At 31.9% G+C, this 12,496-nt stretch carries 12 protein-coding genes; 8 read left to right on the top strand and 4 right to left on the bottom strand.

Annotated features, from left to right (window positions below):
• The first annotated feature begins 46 nt into the window (after nucleotides 1-46).
• Nucleotides 47-883 (top strand): pseudouridine synthase, encoded by an 837-nt coding sequence (locus tag ABNT22_RS02705; protein WP_348716248.1) that lies wholly within the window; start codon nucleotides 47-49, stop codon nucleotides 881-883.
• Nucleotides 884-918: 35 nt separating this feature from the next.
• On the opposite strand, the gene ABNT22_RS02700 is transcribed toward ABNT22_RS02705, so the two are convergent.
• The 3 genes from ABNT22_RS02700 to ABNT22_RS02690 all read right to left on the bottom strand — a co-directional run bounded on the left by ABNT22_RS02700 (nucleotide 919) and on the right by ABNT22_RS02690 (nucleotide 4,007).
• A complete protein-coding gene (locus tag ABNT22_RS02700; RefSeq protein WP_348716246.1) occupies nucleotides 919-1,284 on the bottom strand; it encodes a heavy-metal-associated domain-containing protein in 366 nt (121 codons plus the stop codon).
• Nucleotides 1,285-1,302: 18 nt separating this feature from the next.
• On the bottom strand, nucleotides 1,303-3,531 hold the full coding sequence (locus ABNT22_RS02695; RefSeq protein ID WP_348716243.1) for a TonB-dependent receptor domain-containing protein: 2,229 nt from the start codon (nucleotides 3,529-3,531) through the stop codon (nucleotides 1,303-1,305).
• 62 nt (nucleotides 3,532-3,593) lie between these two features.
• Nucleotides 3,594-4,007 (bottom strand): HYC_CC_PP family protein, encoded by a 414-nt coding sequence (locus ABNT22_RS02690; protein ID WP_348716240.1) that lies wholly within the window; start codon nucleotides 4,005-4,007, stop codon nucleotides 3,594-3,596.
• A gap of 110 nt (nucleotides 4,008-4,117) precedes the next feature.
• Between ABNT22_RS02690 and ABNT22_RS02685 the strand changes: the two genes are divergently transcribed.
• The 7 genes from ABNT22_RS02685 to rodA all read left to right on the top strand — a co-directional run bounded on the left by ABNT22_RS02685 (nucleotide 4,118) and on the right by rodA (nucleotide 12,051).
• Nucleotides 4,118-4,570 carry a GAF domain-containing protein gene (locus ABNT22_RS02685; RefSeq protein ID WP_348716238.1) on the top strand — a complete coding sequence of 151 codons (453 nt, stop codon included), beginning with the start codon at nucleotides 4,118-4,120 and terminating at the stop codon, nucleotides 4,568-4,570.
• A 362-nt stretch (nucleotides 4,571-4,932) separates the two neighbouring features.
• Nucleotides 4,933-6,465, top strand: a complete 1,533-nt coding sequence (gene purH / locus ABNT22_RS02680; protein ID WP_348716235.1) for a bifunctional phosphoribosylaminoimidazolecarboxamide formyltransferase/IMP cyclohydrolase — start codon at nucleotides 4,933-4,935, stop codon at nucleotides 6,463-6,465.
• A gap of 79 nt (nucleotides 6,466-6,544) precedes the next feature.
• On the top strand, nucleotides 6,545-7,573 hold the full coding sequence (locus ABNT22_RS02675; RefSeq protein ID WP_348716232.1) for a rod shape-determining protein: 1,029 nt from the start codon (nucleotides 6,545-6,547) through the stop codon (nucleotides 7,571-7,573).
• Between the two features lie 16 nt (nucleotides 7,574-7,589).
• Nucleotides 7,590-8,414: a rod shape-determining protein MreC gene (mreC, locus tag ABNT22_RS02670; RefSeq protein ID WP_348716229.1), complete on the top strand. Its 825-nt coding sequence runs from the start codon at nucleotides 7,590-7,592 to the stop codon at nucleotides 8,412-8,414.
• Complete coding sequence (mreD, locus tag ABNT22_RS02665; protein ID WP_348716226.1) at nucleotides 8,407-8,904, top strand: rod shape-determining protein MreD; 498 nt, start codon at nucleotides 8,407-8,409, stop codon at nucleotides 8,902-8,904. Before mreC ends, mreD begins: the two co-directional genes overlap by 8 nt.
• A 5-nt stretch (nucleotides 8,905-8,909) precedes the next feature.
• On the top strand, nucleotides 8,910-10,793 hold the full coding sequence (gene mrdA / locus ABNT22_RS02660) for a penicillin-binding protein 2 (protein ID WP_348716223.1): 1,884 nt from the start codon (nucleotides 8,910-8,912) through the stop codon (nucleotides 10,791-10,793).
• Nucleotides 10,774-12,051 carry a rod shape-determining protein RodA gene (gene rodA / locus ABNT22_RS02655; RefSeq protein ID WP_348716220.1) on the top strand — a complete coding sequence of 426 codons (1,278 nt, stop codon included), beginning with the start codon at nucleotides 10,774-10,776 and terminating at the stop codon, nucleotides 12,049-12,051. Before mrdA ends, rodA begins: the two co-directional genes overlap by 20 nt.
• A 67-nt stretch (nucleotides 12,052-12,118) precedes the next feature.
• Here rodA and ABNT22_RS02650 read toward each other — a convergent pair whose 3' ends face one another.
• A complete protein-coding gene (locus ABNT22_RS02650) occupies nucleotides 12,119-12,496 on the bottom strand; it encodes a TraR/DksA family transcriptional regulator (RefSeq protein WP_412766888.1) in 378 nt (125 codons plus the stop codon).

The following is a 12,496-nucleotide window of genomic DNA, read 5'->3' as shown; positions in this document are numbered from 1 at the left end:
AAATCAAATAATTAGCGTACATTTGCGCGCTTAAAATTTTCAAGAAATGCAAAGAAAAAACTCGTCGAGAGGACGACAAGCTGGTAAAAACAGCAATCCTCAAGGAAAAGGTCAGTTTAAAAAAGACTTCAGAAGACCAAAATCATCTGCTCCAAAACAAGCACAAAAAAAGGATGATGGAGTACGTTTAAATAAATACATTGCCAATTCAGGAATTTGTTCTCGTAGAGAAGCAGACACTTATATTGAACATGGTAGTGTTACTGTAAACGACAAGTTGATTACCGAAATGGGATATAAAGTTCAACCAGGAGACCAAGTAAAGTTTGATGGAACATTAATCTCTATGGAGCAAAAGCGTTATGTGCTTTTGAACAAACCAAAAAACTATATTACTACAATGGAAGACGACCGTGGTAGAAAGACAGTAATGGAGTTAATTTCAAATGCCACTAAAGAACGTATTTATCCTGTAGGACGCTTAGATAGAAACACCACCGGGTTATTACTTTTTACCAATGATGGGGAGTTAGCTAAGAAACTTACTCATCCTAAACATAATGTACGCAAATTATATCACGCTTCATTAGACAAGAAATTAACGTTAGCGGATTTAGAAAAATTACGTGGAGATGTAATTATTGAAGGAAAGAAAGTATTTATTGATGCTGTTTCTTATGTAGAAGGTGAACGAAAAACAGAAGTTGGAATAGAAATTCACTCTGGAAGAAATAGAATTGTACGTAAAATATTTGAACACTTCGGATATCACGTAGTTAAATTAGACCGTGTTATTTTTGCTGGATTAACTAAAAAGAATTTACCTCGTGGTAGATGGAGAGAGTTAACCAATCAAGAGTTAAATAACTTACAAATGTTATAATAAAAAAAGCCGAGTTTAATACTCGGCTTTTTTTATTAGCTTTTTTCCTTTTGATGATCTTTTTTTATTTCTTCATCTCTGTACTTACAACATGGATGTAAATTATTATACGCCTCATCTGTAGCCTTGATTTCTTTTGTATCATGACCAACATCTGCCATTTTCTGCTTAACAGCTTTAATATTTGTTTTACGCTCATCCATAATAACCATAAGTTGATGCGTTTTAACATTCCAATTAGCAAACTTTACACCTTTAATATTTAGAGCAGCCTTTTCTATTCTGTTTTTACACATCATACAAACTCCATCTACCTCTAACGTAACTTTTGCGTTTTTCTTTTGAGCAAATCCTGTGAAGCTAAAAAACAACACTACTATTAATAATACTACTTTTTTCATTTTTAATTAGTTTAAAAGTTAATTTAGTCTATATCGTAAACCGGCATAAAAATTCCCTCCAAAAATTGGTGCATATACAATTGTTGTATCAAAATCTGCACCAAAAGGATTTTCACTTCCTAATACTGGATTACTTTGTTTATAATTTGTAATATTTTCTCCTCCTGCATATACTTCAAATGAATTTGAAAACACTCTTGTTATCTGAGCATTCATCAAATTATACGGTTCGGTATATTCAGAAGACCCTGGTAAACGTTGCTCCCCTATCCAGTTATAAGTTACATCAAACTTCCAATTAGATTGCTGGAGTGTTTTGGTCGTTTCGTAAGAAACATTCGCAAAAAAACGATGTTTTGCTAGTAATGATTTTGATAAATTCCCAGAAACAAAATCAGTATTTACATCATAAAACTTATACGAGAACCTCGTATTGAAATATGGAATGATATTTTGATTCAACTCTATTTGAAAGCTATTTGCTACACTACTTCCATTTAAATTATAAAAAGATATTCCTTGAGGATCCTCCCAATCTACAACCACTTGATTTTTAAAATCAGTCATATAATAATCAAATGTAATATCCCCTTTTTTACCAAATAACTTATACCCTTGCAAAAATGAGATTCCATAATTCCATGCTACTTCTGGATCTAAACCATAAATATTTCCGCCAGCATTAACAATATTTATAGCTCTTGAAGACGCAAATAACTTTTGATTCTCAGCAAAAATATTGGCACTTCTCTTTCCCCTTCCTACAGATACTCTTAACACTCCTTTTTCCCATGGAGTATATCTTACGTGCAAACGAGGAGTAACAAAAGTTCCTAATAAATTATGCGTATCTATTCTAATTCCGGCAGTAATGCTTATATCTTCTGAATTATCATACCCATATTCAAAGAAAGCCCCAAAAGAAGTTTCATCTCTATTAAAATTAACAGCTCCAGTTGAAGTAGTATTAATAAACTCATCATAATTATCATGGGTAAAATTAACTCCTGTTTTAAACTTATGGCGTGTGTCTCCAATAATAGAGTTAAATATCAGATTACTATAAAAACTCTCATGGTGAATATCATAGTCTCTTAACCCAAAATAAGAATCTTGTTTATGATTACTATAGGCTGCTTGAAATCCTGCATTTTGAAATGGTAAATCAGGAAAAACATACCCTACTTTAACCGAACTCTCAAACCTATTGGTCTTAATCTCACTTCCCCAAATAGTATTTGATCCTTTATGAATACCTGGATCAAAACCTAATTGACCCGCTTGCTTATTATCATTTACAAAATGAACATTAAAAAAACTCACCCAACCTTTTTCGGCATCGGTATATTGCCATCTATTTAGCACATTAACTTGATCGGCTAGTGGGTTATCTAAAAACCCATCTTTATTTCGATCAAACTTTTGTCCTCTGTAGTTTCCATGTAAATACAATCCTGTATCCCATTTATCACTTAGCTTTTTGTTTATATGAGTATTTAACTCAAATCTACCACCGAGAGAACCATAGGCATTTACAAACAAGCTATTATCTGTAGATGGCTTTACTAACTCTGTATTAATTTGTCCAGAAATACTCTCAAAACCATTCACTACACTCCCAGCTCCTTTAGTAATTTGAATACTTTCTACCCAAGTACCAGGAGTAAAACTTAGTCCAAACACTTGAGACGCTCCTCTTATTGACGGAATATTCTCCTGAGTAATTAACAAATACGGACTTGTTAAACCCAACATTTTAATTTGCTTTGTTCCAGTTAATGCGTCCGAAAAATTCACATCAATAGATGGATTCGTTTCAAAGCTTTCAGACAAATTACAACAAGCTGCTTTTAACAGCTCTTCACTATTAATGGTAACTAAATTTTGTGCTTGCAAATATGAACGTTGTGTAGCTTCTTTTTTCGCATCTATTTCAACCTCCTCTAAAACACTTTCTTCAGTTAAATAATGATGAATTGGTTTTAAACTTTCAACATAAATTGTATCGGTTTTATACCCAATAAAACTAACTACCAATTTCTTGTACTCCTCTTTATAAGGTAATGTAAACCATCCTTTTTCATTTGTTGTAGTTCCAATTTCAGTGTTCAACCACCAAACATTGGCTCCCATAACTCCCAAATTATCTTTAGAGTTATTTTTATCCATAATCATTCCCTTAAATTCTTCTTGAGAAAATGCTACAGATGATATTAGCATTAATATGCTAACTATATATGTTTTCATTTTTTATCATATAATTGTATTACACCTTTATTATTTTATTTCTAAAAAAATAGTGTGTAAAATCATATGGTAAAAACCTCATGTAAAACGTTTAGATCAAAAAAGAGTTTGGGTGGTAAATAGTTTTTATGTGGAACAAATTGTTTTTCCAAGCCTTGAAATAACAATTTATACGAAACTGCATAAGAAAGTATGAATGCTTTTTGTTGAAAAGATATTTTATCTATTGACATTTTTTGAAGTTCATCTTGACCTTCAATTTGTTCAACTTCATCCTTGCAACATTTCTTTATAACTTTCTTAACTCCACAATCGGTTCCTGCTGCTTCTCCAGCACAACCATCTGACTCTCCAAAATAAGAAGTATTTACTAAAAAATCACCACAATAATGTTTCTCTACAGTAAAAGAAAATGTAGAAAACAACACTAAAAGTGCAAGTAATACAGATGATATTTTAGTAAAATATTGTTTCATTAACAGGACAAATTTACAAAAATTGATTTTTAACTTTAATAAGACAATTGTTAAAAGTATTTTTGTAAGCTTTTATAAGCTATTACGAATAAGCTACTAAAACATATAAAATGAACATAGAGCAATTAAAAGATAAAGTAGATGGTATTATTTCTTCAACAAACTCAAGAGAAGAAAAATTACAACAGATATGTGATTATTTAGCTGGTGAAATATCTTATTATGATTGGGTTGGTTTCTATTTTAAAAACGGAGACAAAGAAGAATTAAAGTTAGCTCAATATAATGGAGAACCAACAGATCACACTATTATTCCTTTTGGTAAAGGTATTTGTGGACAAGTTGCTGTAAGCAATGAGAACTTTGTAGTACAAGATGTTAGTGAACAAGACAACTATATTTCTTGTGGGTGGAAAGTAAAATCTGAAATTGTAATACCAATCTTTATAAACGGAGAAAACATTGGTCAAATAGATATTGATTCTCATACAGTTAACCCTTTCACACCTCAAGATGAAGAACTTTTAGAACATGTTTGTAAAAAAGTAGCGACTATTTTATAATTTATTCCCTAAATATTTGATTATTAGCATTTTTTTATTTAATTTGGTGCTCAAAGCAAATTTTTAACTTTTTTTAATCCCCTTAAGATGAGTAACAAAGAATTCCCTTCTTATGCCGCATTAGGAAATGCGCATTCGAAAACAAGATTGTCTCTTTACGAAAAATTTGCAATGTGGTTCCGTAATTTTTTAGAAAACGCTGAATAACATTAAAATTTTCGTTTTGTTATAACAAAACACCATCAAGAAAGTATTTTTTTGATGGTGTTTTGTTTTTTTAGCACTCCCCATAACTTGTAAATATACTGTTGTATAAGCGCCCTTGTTTTAGTAATTTTGCACGCTTAACAACACAACAACAAATGAACACGACAAAAACGATTAAATCTGCATTAATTTCAGTTTTTCACAAAGATGGTTTAGCTCCAATAGTTAAAAAATTAAACGAGCTTAACGTTACTATTTATTCTACAGGAGGTACAGAGAAATTTATAAAAGAACTAGGTATTGATGTTGTACCGGTAGAAGACGTTACATCATATCCTTCAATTTTAGGAGGACGAGTAAAAACTTTACATCCAAAAGTTTTTGGAGGTATTTTAAACCGTCAAGAACATGAGGGAGATGTTGCTGAATTGGCTGAATATGATATTCCACAAATAGATTTAGTAATTGTAGATTTATATCCATTTGAAAAAACGGTAGCATCTGGAGCTCCTGAACAAGACATTATTGAGAAAATAGATATCGGTGGTATTTCTTTAATTAGGGCAGCAGCTAAAAATTTTAAAGACACTGTGATTGTTTCTTCAATGGAACAATATGATGATTTTTTAAATATTATTTCAGAAAACAACGGAACTACTTCACTAATTGAGAGAAAACAATTTGCTGCAAAAGCTTTTAATATTTCATCTCATTACGACACTGCTATTTTTAACTACTTCAATGCAAACCATGAAGAAGCAGCTTTAAAAATTAGTGAAACAAATGGAAAAGTATTGCGTTACGGTGAGAATCCACATCAAAAAGGTTTTTTCTTTGGTGATTTAGATGCTATGTTTAATAAACTACATGGAAAAGAATTAAGCTATAATAACTTATTAGATGTTGATGCTGCTGTTAACTTGATGAATGAGTTTAAAGGAGAAGCTCCAACATTTGCTATTTTAAAACACAATAACGCTTGTGGTTTTGCACAAAGAGATACGATTTATCAAGCTTACGTAGACGCTTTAGCTGGAGACCCAGTATCTGCTTTTGGTGGAATTTTGATTTCAAATTCAAATATTGACAAAGCAACAGCAGAAGAAATTCACAAACTATTTTGTGAAGTAGTAATTGCTCCTTCATTTGACGAAGATGCTTTAGATATTTTAAAAGGAAAAAAGAACAGAGTTTTATTAGTTCAAAAGGAAGTAGCATTACCAGAAACAACAGTTAGAACTTGCCTAAATGGAGCCTTAGTTCAAGAAAAGGATAATAAAACAGATAAGTTAGAGGATTTATCGTATGTAACCAACAATAAACCATCTGAAAGTGAGTTAGAAGACTTACTATTTGCAGCTAAAATATGTAAGCATACCAAATCAAATACTATTGTTTTAACAAAGAACAAACAGTTATGTGCAAGTGGTACAGGACAAACAAGTAGAGTTGATGCTCTAAGACAAGCTATCGATAAAGCAAATAGTTTTAATTTCGATTTAAACGGAGCTGTTATGGCGAGTGATGCATTTTTTCCGTTCCCAGACTGTGTTGAAATAGCAGATAAAGCTGGAGTAAAAAGTGTAATTCAACCAGGAGGATCTATTAAAGATCAATTGAGTATTGACTATTGTAATGACCACAATTTAGCCATGGTTTTTACAGGGACAAGACATTTTAAACATTAAGAACAAACGTCGTGAAATCAAGCATATTTTTATTAGATTTGTAAGATTCACCTTAAATTATAGAAATACCGAATAGCATATGGGTTTTTTCGACTTTATGACAGAAGATATTGCAGTTGATTTAGGAACTGCAAATACACTTATTATCCATAACGGCAAAGTAGTTATTGATAGCCCCTCCATAGTAGCTAGAAATAGAATGACTGGTAAAATTATTGCAACTGGTCATGAAGCTAACAAAATGCAAGGAAAAACTCATGAGAATATAAAAACTATTCGCCCCTTAAAAGATGGAGTAATTGCAGATTTCCAAGCTTCAGAAGAAATGATTAAAGAGTTTGTTAAACAAATTCCAGCAATTAAAAAGAAGCTTTTTCCACCATCTTTGCGAATGGTTGTATGTATTCCTTCTGGAATTACAGAAGTTGAAAAAAGAGCAGTAATTGATTCTGCTCGTCATATGAATGCTAAAGAGATTTATTTAATCTACGAACCAATGGCAGCGGCTATTGGTGTTGGTATTGACATCATGGAGCCTAAAGGCAATATGATTATTGATATAGGTGGAGGTACAACCGAAATTGCTGTTATTGCTTTAGCTGGTATTGTATGTGATCAATCTGTAAAAGTAGCTGGTGATTTATTTACAAGTGATATTATGTACTACATGCGTACACAACACAACCTTTATGTTGGAGAGAGTACTGCTGAAAAAATAAAAATACAAATTGGTTCTGCTACAGAAGATTTAGATACGCCACCAGAAGACATGATGGTGCAAGGTCGAGATTTATTAAGTGGTAAACCAAAACAAGTACAAGTATCTTATCGTGAAATTGCAAAAGCTTTAGATAAGTCTATTTTACGAATTGAAGACGCAGTTATGGAAACCTTATCAAAAACTCCTCCTGAATTAGCAGCAGATATTTATAATACAGGTATTTATTTAGCTGGAGGTGGTTCTATGTTAAGAGGACTAGACAAACGTTTATCTAGAAAAACAGACCTACCAGTTTATGTTGCTGAAGACCCATTAAGAGCAGTAGTTAGAGGTACTGGAATTGCATTAAAAAACATAGAAAAATATAAAACGGTTTTAATTAAATAAAACCCAATGATTATTTATGCAACAGCTTTTTTATTTCTTACGAAAGTTTAAATACTTCCTATTTTTTATTTTTTTAGAAATAATTGCTGTTGCATTAATCATTAATAATCATTCTTTTCATAGAAGTAAGTTTATTAGCTCTACCAACTCATTTACAGGTAATATTTCAGAAAAAAGCGCCAATATTAGTGAGTATTTCAATTTAAAAAATGAAAACAAACTTTTAGCTGAGGAAAACAACCGCTTGAAAAACTTGCTTGAAACGTATACAAAAGACAAGGACTCCATTGATTTTTCAGCAATTATTGATAGTATCTACAATCAAAACTACAGATATACTGTAGGAAAAATCATTATCAACGATTATCTAAGCCCAAATAACTTTATTACTATAAATAAAGGACTCAAAAATGGAGTTCAAAAAGAAATGGCTGTTGTAAACAGTAAAGGTGTTATTGGTATTATAGACAATGTATCAAACAGTTATGCCCGAGTACAGTCTATTTTAAATTCAAAAAGTAGAATCAATGCAGGATTCAAAGGAAACAAGCACTACGGAACTTTAAAATGGGATGGAAAAGACTACACAACTGTTCAACTTACCGACATTCCAAGACAAGCCCAATATAAAATTGGAGATACCATTGTTACCGGAGGTAAATCAACCATTTTCCCTGAAGGTATTCTAATTGGTACTGTCGCTAATTTACCTGAAAAGGTTACCGCTTCAAATACAATTAATGTAACACTATTCAATGATATGACGAATTTAGGTTATGTTAATATTATTGCAAATCTCAACAAACAAGAAATAAAAACGTTAAACTCAACGAATGAATAAACCTTTACAAATAGCAATTTTATTCGTTTCACTATTGTTACTCCAAGTTTTAATATTGAACAATATTGAGCTTATGGGATATATTAATCCCTATTTATATATTGCTTTTGTATTTGCATATCCAATTAGAATTAATCGATTTCCTTTTTTAATTTTCGCTTTTCTTCTAGGATTACTGGTTGATACTTTTACAAATTCTGGAGGAATACATGCGTTTGCTACACTTTTTATTGCATACATACGTTTGTTCTTTATAAAGAGTATCTTCAAAAAATCGGAATCTGACTACCAAACTTTTACACTATCATTAGAATCTTTTGACAAGGTATTTAATTATGTTGCTATTTTAACAGTTATACATCATTTTATACTCTTTGTTTTGATCAATTTTGGTTTTAGTAATTTTATTAATGTATTGTTAAACACCTTTTTTTCAAGCATTTTTACATTAATTTTGTATTTTTTAGGTAGGTTTTTATTTTCTAAATAGCATTCATGAAACGTAGTTTTTTACTCATTTTCTTAATTGCATTAATAAGCATTGTTTACATCGCACGTTTATTTCAACTTCAAATTATAAGAGGTGGTAATTCGAATCCGTTGTATGGCGCTACTATTAAAATAGAATACGACTATCCAGAACGAGGTTATGTTTACGACAGAAATGGTAAACTTCTTGTAGCTAACCAATTATCTTATGACGTAATGGTCATACCAAAAGATGTACAACCTCTTGATACCTTAGAATTTTGTTCATTATTAAAAATTGATAAGGAAAACTTTAAAAAGCGTTTTAAAAAAGCCGAAAAATATGCTCGATGGCTGCCTTCCGTTTTCTTAAAACAGCTGGCTAAAGAAGACTTTGCCTTTCTTCAAGAAAAACTACATAAGTTTAAAGGGTTCTATATTCAAAAACGTATCATTAGAGACTATCCAATTAAATCTGCCGCAAATGTCGTTGGTTTTATTGCTGAAGTTAATGAACACAAAGCACGAACAAGTGATTATTACGAGCAAGGCGAATTAATTGGAAAAATGGGAATTGAAGCCCAATATGAAAGTGACCTAAGAGGTATTAAAGGAAAAAAACGTTTTAAAAGAAACAACCTCAATAAAGTTACTGGTTCATATAAAAATGGTAAATATGACACTTTAGCCTTAGCTGGTAAAGATTTAACATTAACTATTGATAGCGAATTACAGCAGTATGGAGAATTGCTTATGTCTGGAAAAAGAGGTGGGATTGTAGCTATTGAACCCGGAACTGGTGAAATATTAGCATTAATTACTGCTCCATCATACGATCCAAACATGCTTGTAGGTAGGAAACGTTCACCAAACTCGATGAAATTATTCTATGACACTATTAACAGACCTACTTTTGACAGAGGCTTACAAGCAATGTATCCTCCTGGATCTCCTTTTAAAGTAATTAATGGGTTAATAGGTCTTCAGGAAGGTGTTATAGATGAAAATTTCTATACTTATTGTTATCATGGTTATAAATATGGTAATAGAAAAAATGAATTCATGGCCTGTCACTGTGGGATTGTTGGTAGACCTATTCGTTTAAAAACAGCAATTGCTAAATCTTGCAACAGCTATTTCTCAACTACTTATAGAAAAATAATTGATAAATATGACGACCCTAAGATAGGTATTGAAAACTGGAGCAAACACGCTAAAAGCTTCGGTCTTGGTGATTACTTAGGATACGATTTGCCTTCAGGACAACCTGGTAGAATTCCTGATGCAAAATTCTATGACAGATGGTACAAACGAGGAATTCGAACTACCTATACGATTTCAAACGCCATTGGACAAGGAGAAATAGAGACGACTCCAATGCAATTAGCGAATATGACTGCGGCTATAGCTAATAAAGGATATTTTTATACACCACATATTGTAAAAAGTATTGATAACAAAGGTATTGTTGATACCACATTTACCAAGAAAAGAAATACCACGATCGACCCTAAGCATTTTCCTTTAGCTATCGATGCAATGCATGAGGTATTCACCTATGGTACTGCAAAATGGTATCAAGTAAAAGGACTTGATATTTGTGGAAAAACAGGGACCGCTGAAAACAAAATTAAAATAGTAGATGGAGAAAAGGTACAGGCACCAGATCACTCTATTTTAGTTGCCTTTGCCCCGAAAGACAATCCTAAAATCGCCATGGCTGTTTATATAGAAAATGGAGGTTACGGTTCTACCTATGCAGCACCGATAACAAGTCTAATGATTGAAAAATATTTAACTGGAAAAACAACAAGGAAACCGCTTGAAGATAGAATGAAAAATGCAAATCTTCAAAGTATCTATGAAAAGTTAATTCCTAAAAAAGACACACTTGCGACAGGAACGAAATAACATATTTGCGGGAATTGATTGGGTTATTATACTCATATATCTTTTATTAGTTGCCTTTGGATGGATGAACATCTACGCTTCTTCTCTTACCGAAGAAACATCAAGTATTTTAAATTTTAGCACCAAATATGGAAAACAACTAATTTTTATTTGTTGTAGCTTTCCCCTTATTATTTTTATTTTATTTTTTAACGCTAAGTTTTACGAACGTTTCGCTAGTGTTTTCTACTTGTTTGCATTAGTTTTATTAGCAGGAGTACTTGTTTTTGGAAAAAAAATTAATGGCGCAACTTCCTGGTATAATTTTGGCGGTATCGGACTGCAACCCTCCGAGTTTGCCAAAGCATTTACTGCTTTAGCCGTAGCAAAATTAATGAGTGATAGACAATACAATTTAAAGCTCCTAAAAAATCAAATTAAGGCTTTTATTGTCATTTTCTTACCTGCATTCTTTATTGCACTGCAACCGGATATGGGTTCTGTTTTAATATTCTTCTCTTTCTTTTTTGTATTGAATAGAGAAGGACTAACATTAAAGTATTTTATTTTAGGAGTCACTTCCATCCTACTCTTTCTTTTAACTATTAATTTTGGAACCAAATGGGTTTTATTAGGCTCTTTGTCTATATTAACTCTAACCGTGATATATTACACCTACAAAAACAAACAATTCTTTCGCTTTAACTGGCCACTCATTACAGGAGCATACTTAGCTTCGAGTATATTTATATTTGGTGTTGGATATATGTACACCAATATTTTAGAGCAGCATCAAAAAGACCGATTTGATATTCTTTTAGGAAAAATTAAAGACACCCGTGGTATTGGTTATAACACACATCAATCTGAGCTAACTATCAGTTCAGGTGGATTTGCTGGCAAAGGTTTTTTACAAGGAGACAGAACACAAGGAGACTTTGTTCCAGAGCAACATACAGATTATATTTTCAGTACTGTTGGTGAAGAATGGGGATTTATAGGCTCTACATTAGTCATTGTACTCTTCATGATTCTTTTATATCGTATTATCTATTTAGCAGAAACACATACAAATAAATTTGGAAGGATTTATGGTTATGGACTCGCATCAATTCTTTTCTTTCATGTTGTAGTAAATGTAGGAATGGTTATTGGATTACTTCCTACCATTGGAATTCCACTACCCTTCTTTAGCTACGGAGGTTCATCCTTATGGGGATTCACATTACTCCTTTTCATTTTTGTAAGATTAGACGCACATAAAAAATACGACTGGTAAGCAAACAGTCAAATAAAAGGGCGATCATTTAAATGATCGCCCTTTTATTAGGTTTACTATCTTTTCTTTATTGTTTACGCTTTGCCTCTATACTTAAAGTTGCATGAGGAACTAATTTTAAACGTTCCTTTTGAATCAATTTACCTGTTACTCTACAAACACCATATGTTTTGTTTTCAATACGAACAAGAGCATTTTTTAAATCTCTAATAAACTTCTCTTGTCGAATAGCTAACTGCATGTTTGCTTCTTTTGCCATAGTATCTGATCCCTCTTCAAACGACTTAAATGTTGGTGAAGTATCATCAGTACCATTATCAGATCCATTTTTGTAAGAGGCTTGTAATAATTTTAAATCCTCTTCCGCCTTCTCAATCTTATTCAAGATGATTTCTTTAAACTCTTGTAAATCTCCATCAGAGTATCTTACTTTAACGTCATCCAT

The sequence above is a fragment of the Tenacibaculum sp. 190130A14a genome (assembly GCF_964048965.1).
In the GTDB taxonomy this organism is placed as follows: Bacteria; Bacteroidota; Bacteroidia; order Flavobacteriales; family Flavobacteriaceae; genus Polaribacter; species Polaribacter polynesiense.
Note: the sequence above shows the minus strand (reverse complement) of the source record. Positions and strands in the feature narration are given on the sequence as shown.